The sequence below is a fragment of the Limimaricola hongkongensis DSM 17492 genome (assembly GCF_000600975.2).
GTDB lineage: Bacteria > Pseudomonadota > Alphaproteobacteria > Rhodobacterales > Rhodobacteraceae > Limimaricola > Limimaricola hongkongensis.
Genome location: NZ_KK088653.1, coordinates 469768 through 484952, shown reverse-complemented (window position 1 = coordinate 484952; position 15185 = coordinate 469768). Strand labels below are relative to the sequence as shown.

Genomic DNA, 15185 nt, shown 5'->3' with positions numbered 1-15185 from the left:
GCCTGCCGGTCGAGACATGGAAAGGACATTGCATGACCCTCACGACCAAGAGCCTCACCGCCATCGCCCTCGTCACCGGGATCGCGGCCACGGGCGCGCAGGCGCAGGAGGCGACATTCGGGATGGTCGACACCGACACCGATGGCTACCTGAGTGAAGCCGAGCTGACGAGCGCCTTCGGCGAGGTCGGGCTGACGCTGCTGCGTTATGACCTGGACGGCGATGGCCGCCTGACGGCCGAGGAGATCGAGGCCCGCAACGACGACATCGTCGAAGAGGAAGGCGACGTGCGCTCCAATGTCGACGAGGTGCTGGAAAACGGCCGCGTCGGCGAGGGCGACCCGGATGGCGAGGACGACGTCGAAGAGGACGAGTTCGGCGGGCTCGACAGGCCGGAGGGCGACGAAGAGATCGAGGATGACGACTCTGACGACGAGTTCGGCGAGCTCGGAGACAACGAGCTGGAGAATGACGAGGACGAGGTCTCCGACGACAACTGATCCATCGTCATGAAGCTGCGCGGCCACCCTCCCCGCCGGAGGGTGGCCGTTCGCATGTCAGCCCTATTGCGGGCGCCAGACGCTCATCAGATCCGCGCCCACGCGTTCCTGCGCCGCGAGCCGCAGCCGGGGCGCATCGGATAGCGCCCCGATCCCCATCGCCGACAGCGCCGGCGTGCCCTCGGCCCCGATCGCGCATCCGGCGGTGAACATCACCAGCTCGTCCACCAGCCCCGCGCCCAGAAGCGATGCGGCGAGCCCCGCGCCCCCTTCGCAGAACACCCGCGTCAGCCCGGCCTGACCCAGCCGCGCCAGCACGTCCGCGGCATCGAGCTGACCGCCCTCCACCGCGCAGGGCAGGCTCACTGCCCCGAGCGCAACCCATGGATCGGTCGGCGCCGCCTCCGCGTGGCACAGCCACAGCAGCACGTCGCGGGCGCTGCGGGCCAGCGCGCCGTCCTGCGGCAGGTCGAGCCTGCGCGACAGCACCACCCGCACAGGTTGCCGGTCGATCCCGAGACCGCGCACGTTGAGCATCGGGTCGTCCACCCGCGCGGTGCCGCCGCCGACCATCACCGCGTCGTGCCGGGCGCGCATCATGTGCACCCGCGCCCGCGCGCCGGGCCCTGTGATCCAGCGGCTCTCGCCGGTGCCCGTGGCGATGCGCCCGTCGAGGCTCGTGGCGAGCTTGAGCGTCACGAAGGGCCGTCCGCGTTCGATCCGGCTGAGGAACCCGGCGAGATCGTGGCGGGCCTCCTGCGCCATCACCCCGGTGTCCACCGCGATGCCCGCGTCGCGCAGCCGCGCGAGACCGCGCCCGGCAACGCGCGGATCGGGGTCCTGCGCCGCCACGACCACCCGCGCCACGCCGGCGGCCACCAGCGCCTCGGCGCAGGGCGGCGTCTGGCCGTGATGGGCGCAAGGTTCCAGAGTGACATAGGCGGTGGCACCGCGCGCCGCCTCGCCTGCCTGCGCGAGCGCCTGCGTTTCGGCGTGGGGCCGCCCACCATCCGCGGTGCGGCCCCGCCCGACGATGCGGTCGCCCTGCACGATGACGCAGCCGACATTGGGATTGGGCCAGACCCGGCCCAGACCGCGCCGTCCCAGCGACAAGGCCAGCGCCATGAAGCGCCGGTCGCGCGCCGCGCTCACTTCGAGGCCGGGTTGGGACGCAGCTCGGACATGAACCGGTCGAAATCGCCCACGGCCTGGAAGTTCATGTAAACGCTGGCAAAGCGCACATAGGCGACGGTGTCGATCCGGGCGAGCGATTCCATCACGATTTCGCCGATCTTCGAAGACGGGATGTCGGTGTCGCCGAGGCTTTCAAGCCGCCGCACGATGCCCGAGATCATCTGGTCCACGCGCTCGGGCTCCACGGGCCGCTTCTGAAGCGCGATGCGGATCGACCGCTCCAGCTTGTCGCGGTCGAACTCCTCGCGGCGTCCGCTCGACTTGATGACGACGAGATCGCGCAGCTGCACCCGCTCATAGGTCGTGAAACGCCCGCCGCAGGAGGGGCAGAAACGGCGGCGACGGATCGCGGCATGATCTTCGGCGGGACGCGAATCCTTCACCTGTGTGTCGACATTTCCGCAAAACGGGCAGCGCATCTGGATCCTCGTCGGTCTCTTGGGGGGCCTGTGCCCATGGTCCACAGCCAGTATAGGGGGACGCCCAAGAATTGGGTAGGGGTCGCGGCGGACCCACCAGATGACGCGGCACCGCGCTCGGCACGGCAAAGACCATCAGCGCAGCAAAGCCACACTTCCTTAGCGCAGCAAAGCCACGACTTCGCGCCGGTGCGGCCTTGCGCGATGCTCGAACAGGTAGATCCCCTGCCATGTGCCAAGCATCATGCGCCCATCGATCACCGGGATCTGCAACGCGCTCGGCAAGAGCGCCGACTTGATGTGGCCAGGCATGTCGTCCGGTCCCTCATAGGTGTGTGTGAGATAGGCCATCGAAGGATCGTCGCTCGGCGGCACCAACCTGTGAAAGAACGCCGCGAGATCGGTCTGCACCTCGGGATCGGCATTCTCCTGAATCAGCAACGAACAGGACGTATGGCGCACGAAGAGTGTCAGGAGCGCCTCGTCCGGAGTCTCCTGCATGACCCAATCCGCAACCTCGCGGGTGATCTCGGTCAGGCCGGGGCCGCGTGTCTCGATCTCAAAGCGCCGGTACAAGGTTCAGCCCGTGACGACGCAGCGCACCGAGGGGCCGCCCGCGGCCCCCGCCTCGCCACCGACGAAGACCTGTTCGAGCGTGGCGCGGCAATCGGACAGCTCGGCGGCGGTGACGGGGATCTCGATCGTGCCGTCGAGATCATAGCGCCCGGCGGGTTCGGTCACGTCCATGAAACCCGCGGCCGAGGACAGGACCGGCGCGATACCCATCAGCGGCATGGTCAGCGCGGCGGCGAGGGCGATGGCGATCGGTGTTTTCATGGCGGTGTCTCCCGTCTTGATCATGCCTGTTCAACACATGATCACGCAGGAGGTTTCCAACCGGTTCACGAACCGCGCCCGGCCAGTGGCCAAGCGGCAACACCCGCCCCACCGGCGCGGATCGCCCTCCTCATTCGGCCGGTTCGTGCGCCTCGACAGCCTGCGGGGCGGGCGCGTCATCGTCGGCCTCGTCGAACGCGACGCCAAGGCTTTTCTGGGTCCGCGCGCCCATGGATTTGAGCTTTTCGATCTGGCCCAGCACGTTGCCGCGCCCCGAGGACAGCTGCCCCATCGCGTCTTCATGCGCCCGCGCCGCCTGCCCCAGCGCCCGGCCCACCTGCTCCATGTTGCCGACGAAGCCCGCGACCTTGTCATAGAGCAGCCCCGCGCGCTTCGCGATATCCTCGGCGTTGCTCTCGCGCCGCTCGACGGTCCAGATGTGATCGACCGTGCGCAGCGTCACCATCAACGTCGCGGGCGTCATCACGCCGACCCCTTTGGACACCGCGTAGGCGGTAAGATCGCCCGACTGCGACAGCGCCGCCGACAACGCGCCCTCGATCGGCATGAACATCAGCACGTAATCGACCGAACCGTCCTGCATGGCGTGATAGCCCTTGGCCGCAAGCTGGTCGATGTGGCGGCGCACCGAAGCGACGTGCTCGCGCAGATGCCGCGCGCGCTCCTCCTCGGTCTCGGCGTTCACGGCGGCCTCGTAGGCCACGAGGCTGACCTTGCTGTCGACCACGAGGCTCTTGCCGCGCGGCATCCTGACCACCACGTCGGGCCGCCAGCGCGCGCCCTCCTCGTCGGTGCGGCTTTCCTGCACGACGTAATGCGTGCCGCGCTCCAGCCCCGAGCTTTCAAGGATGCGTTCGAGGATCATCTCGCCCCAGGCGCCCTGTTTCTGCTTGTCGCCCTTGAGCGCGCGGGTCAGCGCCGCGGCCTCCGAGCGGATGGTCTCGGACTGCGTGGTCAGCATCTCGATCTGCTGGCCGAGCCGGGCGCGCTCCTCGTCGGCCTTGCCATGCACCTGCCGCAGCTCGGTCTCGAAGCGCGAGACGTGGTCACGGAACGGGGTCAGAAGCTCGGTGAGCTTTTGGGTGTTGGCCTTGGAGAAATCCTCGCCGGTCTGGCGCAGCGTCTTGGTCGCCAGCTCCTCGAAGCGGCGCGACATCTCCTCGCGCAGCTCCTTGAGCTCGGTGATGCGCTGTTCGGCGGCCTCGATCTCGCCCGTGCTGCGCGCCTGCAAGGTCGCGTGATCGGATTGCAGCTGCGCATGGCGCGCCTGCAATTCGCGCATCTCGGCGGTGAGACCCGACAGCTGCGTCTTCAACTCGTCGCGGGCCTGCTCCAGACCGCGCTTGGCCTCTTCGAGCGCCGCCTTGGCAGACCGGGTCTCGCCATGCGCGGCGTCGCTTTCGAACTGCGCCTTGCGGGCCGCCTTCAGCTCCTCCTTGAGCGCCGAAAGCTCGCGTTCGCGCTCCTGCAGCCGTGTGCCCTGCCCTTGGGACTGCGCCCGGCTGTCCTCGAGATCGCGGCGCCCGGCCTCGAGATCGGCGCGCAGCGCAGCCAAGGTGGCGCGCGCGCCCCTGAGCCCGGTCAGCGCCGCGACAAGCGCAAGAAGCAGGACAAGCGCCGCGCCGAGGCCGGCGATGGTGAGAGGATCGGTTGGCATGACGGCATCCTGTCTGGAACTGCGCCGATGTTCACGGTTCGGCCCCGATCCGTCAACCCGGCGTTGTGACTCTGGCGGAAACGAGAAACGGCGGCAGGATGTCCTGCCGCCGTTTCATGTGGTCCTGTCTGCGCTTACTGGTCGAGGAAGCTGCGCAGCTTGCGGCTGCGCGAGGGGTGCTTGAGCTTGCGCAGCGCCTTGGCCTCGATCTGGCGGATCCGCTCGCGGGTCACGCTGAACTGCTGGCCGACCTCTTCGAGCGTGTGATCGGTGTTCATGCCGATGCCGAAACGCATCCGCAGAACCCGCTCCTCGCGCGGGGTGAGCGAGGCCAGAACCCGCGTCGTCGTCTCTTTCAGGTTCTCCTGAATGGCACTGTCGAGCGGCAGTATCGCGTTTTTGTCCTCGATGAAGTCGCCAAGCTGGCTGTCCTCCTCGTCGCCGATCGGCGTCTCGAGGCTGATCGGCTCCTTGGCGATCTTCATCACCTTGCGGACCTTCTCGAGCGGCATCTGCAGCTTTTCGGCCAGCTCCTCGGGCGTCGGCTCGCGGCCGATCTCGTGCAGCATCTGGCGCCCGGTGCGCACCAGCTTGTTGATCGTCTCGATCATGTGCACCGGGATGCGGATGGTGCGCGCCTGATCGGCGATCGAGCGGGTGATCGCCTGCCGGATCCACCATGTCGCGTAGGTGGAGAACTTGTAGCCGCGGCGATACTCGAACTTGTCGACGGCCTTCATCAGGCCGATGTTGCCTTCCTGGATCAGGTCGAGGAACTGCAGTCCGCGGTTGGTATATTTCTTGGCAATCGAGATCACGAGGCGCAGGTTGGCCTCGACCATCTCCTTCTTGGCGGCGCGGGCCTCCTTCTCGCCCTTCTGGACCTGCTGAACGATGCGACGGAACTCGCCGATGTCGACGCCGACATACTGACCGACCTGCGCCATCTCGCCGCGCAGCTCCTCGACCTTGCCCGAGGAGCGTTCGAACAGCGCCTGCCAGCCGCGGCCCGGCTTTTCGGCCATGCGGTCCATCCACGAGGGATCGAGCTCGGCGCCGCGATAGGCGTCGATGAACTCGCGGCGGTTGATGCGGGCCTGGTCGGCCAGCTTCACCATCGAGCTGTCGATCGACATGATCCGGCGGTTGATGCCGTAAAGCTGGTCGATCAGCGCCTCGATGCGGTTGTTGTGCAGGTGCAGCGAGTTGACGAGGATCACCAGCTCGGAGCGCAGCGCCTGATAATCGGCCTCGTTGGCCTTGGAAAAGCTCGCATCCTCGTTGAGGGTCGCGGACATGCGCGCGTCCTGCATCGCCGAAAGACGATCGAAGTTCTCGGCGATGGTGTCGAGCGTCTCGAGCACGCGCGGCTTGAGCGCGGCCTCCATCGCGGCGAGCGACATGTTGTGCTGCTCGTCATCCTCGTCATCGTCGTCATTGTTGCGGATCGGGTTGCCGTCGGCGTCGTATTCGGGCTTGTCGTTCGCGCTCCGCTCGGGCTTGTCCGCGGGGGCGGCGCCGGCGGCGGCCTCGACCACGGGTTCGTCACCCTCCTCCTCGCCCATCTGGCCCGAAAAGGTGGTCTCGAGATCGATCACGTCGCGCAGCAGGATGTCCTCGGACAAAAGCTCGTCGCGCCAGATCGTGATCGCCTGGAAGGTCAGCGGGCTTTCGCACAGCCCCGCGATCATCGTGTTGCGACCGGCCTCGATCCGCTTGGCGATGGCGATCTCGCCTTCGCGCGACAGCAATTCGACCGAACCCATCTCGCGCAGATACATGCGGACGGGATCGTCGGTGCGGTCGAGCTTCTCGGCCTCGGCGCCCGACAGCGCCACGTCGCGGTTGCCGCCGCCCACCGTAGCGATCTCGCGCGAACCGCCGTCATCGGCCTCCTCGCTCTCCTCGGCCTCGGTCACCTGGATGCCCATTTCCGAGAGCATCGACATGACGTCCTCGATCTGGTCCGAGGAGACCTGGTCCGGCGGCAGGACCTGGTTGAGCTGGTCATAGGTGATGTAGCCGCGCTCGCGCGCCTCGGAGATCATCTTCTTGACCGCCGCCTGGCTCATGTCGAGCGTCATCGCCCCGTCCTGGTCGTCGTCCTTGCGGTCGTCGGTGTCTTTCGCGGCCATGAAGGGCTCCTCGTTCGGTGAACGTCCTGTCCAGCGCCGGGCAGTGATTCGGACTGCCCGAATCAACCCGTAAGGGCCGCGATTCGCAACCTCCCGGCGCCCGATTCTTTCGTGCTTTCGCAGCGTCCGCCGCCGAATCGGGCGCGGCGGTTTGCGGTTCAGCCGTCCTTGGACCCGCTCTTGCCGAAGGCAATGGTTCCAAGAAGGGCGTCGAGCTCGGATCTTTCGTCGCGCCGCATCGGCGCGCCGTTGGTCCCGTACTCGTATTCGGTCGTGTCCTCTCCGTCGCCGCGGCCCGCCTTGTCGAGCGCCTCGGCGGCGCGCGACAGACGCCATGTCAGCCCCTCGTCGCTCAGCCCCGACAGGTCCTCGACCGCTTCGGCGAGTTCCCTCGCATGGCCGCGCCGCGCGTCGAGCTTGGCCAGCTCTTCCGCGAGGCACATGCGCGCCATCTCGGTATCGCCGGGTTTGCGGACGCCCGGGCTGATCGCCACATGGCGCTGGGAGAACAGGGTTTCAAGAGCCTCGGCACCGAGCCGCGCCGCGAGCGCGCCGCGCAGGTCGGTCTCGTGGTGACAGGCGAGAATACCATGCACCAGCGCCGCGTGATCGGGGTCGCGGCAGTCCATCCGCTCCAGTGCCGGTTCGAATTCATGCAGCACCTCGGGCGTGGCGATCAGCGTGGCGAGAATCACCGCCTCGCGCAGGTGATCCTCCACCACCCCGCCGGTGGCGAGCATCGAGGCGCGGGCCGAAGGGCTGGGCGCCAGCGGCAGCTGGCCGGGCTTGAAGAACCCGCCCTTGGCGCCCCGGTCGATCCGGGTCGGGCTGCCCTGCCTGCGCGGGTTGAACAGCTCCCATTTGAGACGCTTCAGCTCGGCCTCGTAATGGCCGCGCAGGTCCGGCTCGCGGATCTGCGCCACGGCGTCCCGCAACCGCTTGTCGAGTGCTGCGCGCCGCTCGGGGCTGTCGAAATCATGGCCTTCGGTTTCGCGCCGCCACAGCAGCTGCACCATCGGCTGCGCCTGCGCCACCACCTCGCGCATGGCGCCCGCCCCCTTGGACCGGATCAGGTCGTCCGGATCGAGCCCTTCGGGCATCAGCGCAAAGCGCAGCCCCTGCCCCGCACCGATCAGCGGCAGCGCGAGATCGACCACCCGGCGCCCGGCGCGCAAACCGGCCGCGTCGCCATCGAGCGCGATCACCGGCTCGGGGTGCACGCGCCACATCAATTGCAGCTGGCTTTCGGTGACGGCGGTGCCCAGTGGCGCCACGGCGGCGCGCAGCCCGGCTTCGGACAGCGCGATCACGTCCATGTAGCCTTCGGCCACCACCAGCGGCTCGCCCTTGCCCGCCGCCTCGCGGGCGGGGGCGAGGTTGTAGAGGTTGCGGCCCTTGTCGAAAAGTTCGGTCTCGGGCGAATTGAGGTATTTCGCCCGCGCATTGGGGTCCATCGCCCGTCCGCCCAGCGCGATGGCGCGTCCGCGCCCGTCGCGGATCGGAAAGATGATGCGTCCGCGAAACCGGTCATAAAGCGCGCCGCCGCCATCGGGCTTGGCCGCCAGACCGGCGGCGACGATCATGTCTTCGGCGATGCCCTTGGCCTTGAGCGCGCGGGTGAGCGCGGCGCGGTCGTCGGGCGCAAAACCAAGCTCCCATCGCGCCTGCGCCCCATCGTCGAGCCCGCGCCCGGCGAGGTAGTCGCGCGCCGCACTCGCGGCGTTGGTGCGCAGCTGCATGCGAAACCACTGCACCGCCTGTTCCATGACCTCGACAAGCTCGGAACGCCGATCGGCCTTCTTTTGCGCCTGCGGGTCGCGTTCGGGCATGGCCATCCCGGCCTCGCCCGCGAGGATCTTCACCGCCTCGATGAAATCGACATTCTCGGTCTCGCGCACGAAGGAGATCGCATCGCCCTTCGCGTGGCAGCCGAAGCAGTAGTAGAATCCCTTGCGGTCATCGACGTGGAAGCTCGCCGATTTTTCCTGGTGGAACGGGCACGGCGCCCAGAAGTCGCCCTTGGACTGGTTCGACTTCTTCATGTCCCACGCGACCTTGCGCCCGACCACTTGGCCGAGGCTCAGACGGGTGCGCAATTCATCGAGGAAACCGGGGGGCAGACTCATGCGCACAATATCGGGCCGGGCGCTGGCCAAGTCCAGAACCCGCGCCGGGTCAGGCCGATCAATTCTCGCGCCCGGACCCTGTCGACCAGCACCCGCGCCACCCCGCCGCCGCACCGTGTCGGACCCTTCGGGATTTGCGTATTTGCGGAATGGTGAAACATGGGGCGCGCCCTTGTTTTTCACCATTCCGCAAATACGCATGGCGCGACACCGGCCGCGAGAGACCGCTCACCTCTTGCGGAGTTCCGCGAAGAACCGGGTCAGAAGCGCCTCGGCCTCGGTCGCCGCGATGCCGTCGAAAATCTCGGGCCGGTGATGGCATTGCGGATGCGAGAAGATGCGCGGCCCCTGCGCCACGCCGCCCGATTTGGGGTCCGCCGCGCCGTAATGCAGCCGCGCGATGCGGGCGAACGAAATGGCGGCGGCGCACATCGGACAGGGCTCCAGCGTCACCCATAGCGCGCAACCGGTGAGCCGTTCCGAGCGCAGGGCGGCGCAGGCCTGCCGGATCGCCAGCATCTCGGCATGGGCGCCGGGATCGTTCAGCTCGCGCGTGCGGTTGCCCGCCTGCCCGATCACCCGGCCCGAGGCATCCGCCACCACCGCGCCCACCGGCACCTCGCCGCGATGGGCGGCGGCGCGCGCCTCGGCCAGCGCGAGATCCATGTGGGAACGAAACTTCATGACGCCAGATGCCCTGCCCGCCTGCGCTCTGGCAAGGGGGCGCGCGAGCGGGTATGGCAAGGGCATGGATAAGAACGACACCCCCGAGGGCGACCGGATCGCCAAGGTTCTCGCGCGCGCCGGCGTCGCCTCGCGGCGCGAGGCGGAGCGCATGATCGAGGATGGCCGCGTCAAGGTGAACGGCACGCGGATCTTCAGCCCGGCGCTGAACGTCACCGCCAAGGACCGCATCACCGTCGACGGCGCGGCCCTTGCCGCGCCCGAACCGGCGCGGCTATGGCTGTATCACAAGCCTGCCGGGCTGGTGACGTCCGCCTCGGATGAAAAAGGCCGCCGAACCGTCTTTGACGCGCTGCCCGAGGATCTGCCGCGGGTGATGAGCGTGGGCCGCCTCGACCTCAACTCCGAGGGGCTGCTGCTGCTCACCAATGACGGCGAGCTGAAGCGGCGGCTGGAGCTGCCCTCGACCGGCTGGCTGCGCCGCTACCGGGTGCGGATCAACGGCTCGGTCAGCGAGGAGAAGCTCGACCGGCTGCGCAATGGCATCCATGTCGAGGGCGTCGACTACCAACCGATGCAGGTGACCTTCGACCGGCAGCAGGGCGCGAACGCCTGGCTGACGATCGGGCTGCGCGAAGGCAAGAACCGCGAGATCCGCCGCGCCATGGCGGCGCTGGAGGTGACGGTGAACCGCCTGATCCGCATCAGCTATGGTCCGTTCCAGATCGGCAATCTCGAACCCGGCGAAGTCGAGGAGATCCGCCCCAAGGTGCTGCGCGACCAGCTTGGCGACGGCGATGGCCCCAAGGTCCAGCGCCGCCGTCCCGACGGCAGCCCCGGCGCCAAGCCCGGCCTGCGCGGCGGGGCGCCCAAAGGCCCGGGCGGCGCGCGCAAGGCGGCGGCCGAGGCGCAGCGCGGCGGCAAGCCCAAGCAGAGCCGGAATGCCGAGACGACAGGCGATCAGAAACGGCCCGCCGGGGGCCGCGTGTTCGGCGCCAAGGTACCCGGTGGCGCGGGCCGGCCGGGGGCGAAACCGGCGCAGCCGGGCCGCGGCGGCGCTTCGGGCGGGCGGGGCCCGAAACCACCCAAACGCTGACGCGCCTCTCGAAAACGCGCGGCATGGCTCCTATTATCTAGGGGAAGTTGACCAGGGAATTTACGGGCCATGACGCGACTTGTCCTGCTGCTGCTCATCGCCTCCGCGCTGGTGTTCGCCGGAAGCCAGGCCTTCGGGGCGCTGCGCGATCTGACGCGGCGGCGCGCGGCGCCGCCCGCCCCACAGGAGGATGCCATGCCTGCCCCGTTTCGGACGATCGCCTATATCGTGCTTCTGGCGCTGATGGCCGGGACCGCCACCGGCCTTCTGGGGGCCGGCTGATGGCGCGGCGCTTTGGCGGGCGCTACAGCCCCGGACAGGCTCAGGACGACCGCGCCCCCCGCCCCGCCCCCGCATCCGCGTGATGCGGCGCGCATCGATCCGGCGGGCGCGCGGGTGAACCTTCTGTTCGTACCGCCCGCCCTTCTCGCGGTGTTTTCGCTCGGGGCGGGTCCGGCCGGTCTCGTGGCCGGGCTGTTGGGCGCGGGCGCGCTCGCGGCGGCGGCGTTCCTGTTGCGCGACGGGCTTCGGGCCGAGGCCGAATGGCGTGCCCGCACGGTGGCGCGGCGCCCGGCCTGGCCGCGCAAGATGATGGCCTCCGGGCTGACCGGCGCGGGCGTGGCGCTGGCCGCGTGGTCGGGCGATGGCGGCGTCATCGGCGCCGCGCTCTACGGGATCGCCGCCGCCGGGCTGCATGTCGCAGCCTTCGGGATCGACCCGATGTCAGACAAGCGGATCGAAGGGGTGGACGACCACCAGCAGGACCGCGTGGCCAAGGTGGTGGACGAGGCCGAAAGCTATCTCGCGCAGATGCGCGAGACGATCGGCGCGCTGCGCGACCGGCGTCTCGACGAGCGGGTCGCCGCGTTCCAGGCCCGGGCCCGCGACATGATCCGCAGCGTCGAACGCGATCCGCGCGATCTCACGCAGGCGCGGCGCTATCTCGGCGTCTACCTGATGGGCGCGCGCGACGCCTCGACGAAATTCGCCGAGCTGTGGTCGCGGGACCGCGACAGCGCCGCGCGGGCAGAGTATGAATCGCTTTTGACGGATCTCGACGCCAACTTCGCGGCCCGGACCGAGACGATGCTGCTCTCGGACCGGACCGACATGGATATCGAGATCCGGGTGTTGCGGGATCGCCTGGCGCGCGAGGGCGTTGTGGCGCAGTCTGAAGAAGGGAACCAGTGATGTCCGACAAGACCCGCGACGCGGCGGCCGCCCGCATGGCCGAGATCGAAGTGCTGCGCGACGTGCGGCTGCCCGACCCCGCGCCCGAGCTGACCCTCGAGGAGGCCGCGCCCGAGCAGAGCGCCGAGATTCGCCGCCGCATGGCCGAGGTCGATCTGACCGATACCAACTCCATCGTCCGCTTCGGCTCCGGCGCGCAGACCGAGCTGCAGCAGATCAGCCAGTCGATGCTGCAGGGCGTGCAGAACAAGGATGTCGGCCCGGCGGGCGACAGCCTGCGCGACATCGTCGCCACGATCCGCGGCTTTGACGTGGGCGAGCTCGACCCGAACCGCAAGCGTTCGCTCTGGGACAGGCTGATGGGTCGCGCCAAGCCGCTGGCCAAGTTCACCGAGCGCTACCGCGAGGTGCAAAGCCAGATCGACCGCATCACCGACGAGCTTCTGCGCCACGAACACGCGCTGATGAAGGACATCGAGAGCCTCGACGTGCTCTACGACAAGACGCTCGCCTTCTACGACGAGCTGGCGCTCTATATCGCCGCGGGCGAAGCCCGGCTGAAGGAGATCGACGGCACCGAGATCCCCGCGCAGCAGGCCCGGATGGAGGCCGCCTCGGAAGAGCGCCAGGTCATGGCCGCGCAGGAGCTGCGCGACATGCGCGCCGCGCGCGACGATCTCGAACGCCGGGTGCACGACCTGAAACTGACCCGGCAGGTGACGATGCAGTCGCTGCCCTCGATCCGGCTGGTGCAGGAAAACGACAAGAGCCTCGTCACCAAGATCAATTCGACCCTCGTGAACACCGTGCCCTTGTGGGAAACGCAGCTGGCGCAGGCGGTGACGATCCAGCGTGGCGCCGCGGCGGCGGGCGCCGTGCGCGAGGCCAATGATCTCACCAACGACCTGCTGCGCTCGAACGCCGAGAACCTGCGCTCGGCCAACAGGTCGATCCGCACCGAGATGGAGCGCGGCGTGTTCGACATCGAAGCGGTGAAGGCGGCGAATGCCGACCTGATCGCCACCATCGACGAAAGCCTGAACATCGCCGACGAGGGCAAGCGCCGCCGCGCCGAGGCCGAGGCCGAACTGCAGCGCATGGAAAGCGAGCTGAAATCGGCGCTCGGCGCGGCGCGTGGCCGGGCCGCGACCCAAGCGCCCGCCCGCGGGTAAGCCGGAGATGGCGATGCGGTCGGTCAGGCTGTTCACGGGGCTCTTGGCTCTTGCCGTCGCGGCCGCCTGCGCGCCGGAGGTCGAGCTCGTACCGGTGACGCCGCCGCGCAACCAGCCGGTGGCCAAGCAGCCGACACCGCCCGCCGCCACGGCCCCCGCGCCGCCCGCCCGGCCCGCCGCTGCGCCCGACCCGGTCCGCTCGGCCGCGAGCCGGGCCCTGTCACAGCATTACGCCCGGCTGCAGGCCGATCTCGTGACCCAAGGGTTGCTGCGCGGCGATGGCGGCGGGCCGGACACGCCCTTTACCGACACGATGCTGGCGCGCAATTTCACCCGCATCGCGCTTTATGACGAATACGTGGCCGATGGCGTCAACCTGCGCGCCGAGGCGACGATGAGCCGGCTGCGCCGCTGGGAAACGCCGATCCGCATGGATGTGCAGTTCGGCGCCTCCGTGCCCGCCAAGCAGCGCGTGCGCGACCGCAACGCCGTCGCCGCCTATGGCGCGCGCCTGTCGCGCCTGACCGGCGTGCCGATCCGCCAGACCGCCGATGAAGGCAACTTCTCGGTGCTGTTTCTGGGCGAGGATGACCGGCGCGGCTTCGAGGACCGGCTGCGGCAAATGGTGCCGGGCATCGCCGAAAGCTCGATGCGCGCCTTTCTCAACCCGCCGCGCTCGACGCTGTGCCTCGTGATCGCGTTTTCCGACGATGGCGGAAACACCTACAGCCGCGCCGTGGCGCTGATCCGGGCCGAGCATCCCGACATGCTGCGCCTCGCCTGCATCCACGAGGAGCTGGCGCAGGGCATGGGGCTGGCCAATGACAGCCCGCAGGCACGGCCCTCGATCTTCAATGACGACGAGGAGTTCGGCCTGCTGACCCGGCATGACGAGCTTCTGTTGAAGATGCTCTACGATCCGCGGCTCAGGCCCGGCATGAACGCCGTCGAGGCCGCGCCGATCGCGCGGCGGATCGCGGCGGAACTGGTCGGCGGCAACGCCTGACCGCAACACGGGAGACGACCCATGGGCATTCTCGATTTCCTCTCCGGCCAGTTCATCGACGTCATCCACTGGACCGATGACAGCCGCGACACCATGGTCTGGCGGTTCGAACGCGAGGGCCACGAGATCAAGTACGGCGCCAAGCTCACGGTGCGCGAGGGACAGGCGGCGGTGTTCGTCCACGAAGGCCAGCTGGCGGATGTGTTCAAGCCCGGTCTCTACATGCTCGAGACCAACAACATGCCGATCATGACCTCGTTGCAGCACTGGGATCACGGCTTCCGCTCGCCGTTCAAATCCGAGGTCTACTTCGTCAACACGACCCGGATCACCAACCGCAAATGGGGCACCAAGAACCCGGTGATGTGCCGCGACCCCGAATTCGGCCCGGTCCGCCTGCGCGCCTTCGGCTCCTACGCGATGCGGGTGTCGGACCCGGCGCTGTTCCTGCGCGAGATCGTCGGCACGGATGGCGAGTTCACCACCGACGAGATTTCCTACCAGATCCGCAACATCATGGTGCAGGAGGCGAGCCGGGTGCTGGCGGGCTCGGGCATCCCGGTGCTCGACATGGCGGCCAACACCGGCGATCTCGGCAAGGTCGTGCGCGATGCGATCGCGCCGGTGATCGCGCAATACGGGCTGGAGATCCCCGAATTCTACGTCGAGAACATCTCGCTGCCCGCGGCGGTGGAAAAGGCGCTCGACAAGCGGACCTCGATGGGGATCGTCGGCGACCTGAACCGCTTTGGCCAGTATTCACAGGCCGAGGCGATGACCACCGCCGCCGCCAACCCGTCGGGCACGATGGGCGCGGGCATGGGATTCGGCATGGGCATGGTCGCCGGACAGGGGCCGTGGGGGCCGATGCCGGGCGCGCAGGCATCGCAAGCCCCGCAGGCGGCACCGCCGCCCCCACCACCGCCACCGGCCGAGCATGTCTGGCATCTCGCCAAGGACGGGCAGACCTCGGGGCCGTTCTCCAAGGCGCGGCTGGGGCGCATGGTGACCGAGGGCGGCTTTACCCGCGACACCCATGTCTGGACCGCCGGGCAGGATGGCTGGAAACGCGCCGAGGAGGTGGACGAGCTGGCGCAGCTCTTCACCGTGATGCCGCCGCCCCCGCCGCCCGCCCCGTGAGCCGGGC

15 protein-coding genes are annotated in these 15185 nt (G+C 68.7%); 7 read left to right on the top strand and 8 right to left on the bottom strand.

Translation table 11 applies throughout. From position 1 onward, the window contains the following. The first annotated feature begins 32 nt into the window (after positions 1-32). Positions 33-500, top strand: coding sequence for an EF-hand domain-containing protein (locus tag LOKHON_RS12770; protein ID WP_017927058.1), 468 nt, complete (start codon positions 33-35; stop codon positions 498-500). Between the two features lie 63 nt (positions 501-563). On the opposite strand, the gene ribD is transcribed toward LOKHON_RS12770, so the two are convergent. The 8 genes from ribD to LOKHON_RS12730 form a co-directional block, all read right to left on the bottom strand. After that, positions 564-1652: a bifunctional diaminohydroxyphosphoribosylaminopyrimidine deaminase/5-amino-6-(5-phosphoribosylamino)uracil reductase RibD gene (gene ribD / locus LOKHON_RS12765; protein ID WP_017927057.1), complete on the bottom strand. Its 1089-nt coding sequence runs from the start codon at positions 1650-1652 to the stop codon at positions 564-566. Beyond that, complete coding sequence (gene nrdR, locus LOKHON_RS12760; protein WP_017927056.1) at positions 1649-2113, bottom strand: transcriptional regulator NrdR; 465 nt, start codon at positions 2111-2113, stop codon at positions 1649-1651. Before nrdR ends, ribD begins: the two co-directional genes overlap by 4 nt. A 159-nt stretch (positions 2114-2272) precedes the next feature. Beyond that, positions 2273-2689 (bottom strand): secondary thiamine-phosphate synthase enzyme YjbQ, encoded by a 417-nt coding sequence (locus LOKHON_RS12755; protein WP_017927055.1) that lies wholly within the window; start codon positions 2687-2689, stop codon positions 2273-2275. A 3-nt stretch (positions 2690-2692) separates the two neighbouring features. Then, positions 2693-2974 (bottom strand): hypothetical protein, encoded by a 282-nt coding sequence (locus LOKHON_RS12750; RefSeq protein ID WP_036082644.1) that lies wholly within the window; start codon positions 2972-2974, stop codon positions 2693-2695. A 106-nt stretch (positions 2975-3080) separates the two neighbouring features. Further along, entirely contained in the window at positions 3081-4628 is a 1548-nt protein-coding gene (locus LOKHON_RS12745; RefSeq protein WP_017927053.1) for a DNA recombination protein RmuC, read from the bottom strand. A 134-nt stretch (positions 4629-4762) separates the two neighbouring features. Continuing rightward, on the bottom strand, positions 4763-6763 hold the full coding sequence (gene rpoD, locus LOKHON_RS12740; RefSeq protein WP_017927052.1) for an RNA polymerase sigma factor RpoD: 2001 nt from the start codon (positions 6761-6763) through the stop codon (positions 4763-4765). Positions 6764-6921: 158 nt separating this feature from the next. Then, complete coding sequence (gene dnaG / locus LOKHON_RS12735) at positions 6922-8889, bottom strand: DNA primase (protein WP_017927051.1); 1968 nt, start codon at positions 8887-8889, stop codon at positions 6922-6924. A gap of 228 nt (positions 8890-9117) precedes the next feature. Next, positions 9118-9573 (bottom strand): nucleoside deaminase, encoded by a 456-nt coding sequence (locus LOKHON_RS12730; protein ID WP_026147299.1) that lies wholly within the window; start codon positions 9571-9573, stop codon positions 9118-9120. Positions 9574-9637: 64 nt separating this feature from the next. On the opposite strand from LOKHON_RS12730, the gene LOKHON_RS16370 reads away from it, so the two are divergent. The 6 genes from LOKHON_RS16370 to LOKHON_RS12700 all read left to right on the top strand — a co-directional run bounded on the left by LOKHON_RS16370 (position 9638) and on the right by LOKHON_RS12700 (position 15178). Beyond that, positions 9638-10669, top strand: coding sequence for a pseudouridine synthase (locus LOKHON_RS16370; RefSeq protein ID WP_017927049.1), 1032 nt, complete (start codon positions 9638-9640; stop codon positions 10667-10669). Positions 10670-10738: 69 nt separating this feature from the next. Continuing rightward, positions 10739-10951 (top strand): hypothetical protein, encoded by a 213-nt coding sequence (locus LOKHON_RS16365; RefSeq protein ID WP_017927048.1) that lies wholly within the window; start codon positions 10739-10741, stop codon positions 10949-10951. A gap of 114 nt (positions 10952-11065) precedes the next feature. Further along, positions 11066-11860 (top strand): 5-bromo-4-chloroindolyl phosphate hydrolysis family protein, encoded by a 795-nt coding sequence (locus tag LOKHON_RS16360; RefSeq protein WP_245631462.1) that lies wholly within the window; start codon positions 11066-11068, stop codon positions 11858-11860. Continuing rightward, positions 11860-13032, top strand: a complete 1173-nt coding sequence (locus LOKHON_RS12710; RefSeq protein WP_017927046.1) for a toxic anion resistance protein — start codon at positions 11860-11862, stop codon at positions 13030-13032. Before LOKHON_RS16360 ends, LOKHON_RS12710 begins: the two co-directional genes overlap by 1 nt. Positions 13033-13045: 13 nt before the next feature. Further along, positions 13046-14038: a DUF2927 domain-containing protein gene (locus LOKHON_RS12705; RefSeq protein ID WP_017927045.1), complete on the top strand. Its 993-nt coding sequence runs from the start codon at positions 13046-13048 to the stop codon at positions 14036-14038. A gap of 21 nt (positions 14039-14059) precedes the next feature. Beyond that, positions 14060-15178 carry an SPFH domain-containing protein gene (locus LOKHON_RS12700; RefSeq protein WP_017927044.1) on the top strand — a complete coding sequence of 373 codons (1119 nt, stop codon included), beginning with the start codon at positions 14060-14062 and terminating at the stop codon, positions 15176-15178. Positions 15179-15185 lie beyond the last annotated feature (7 nt).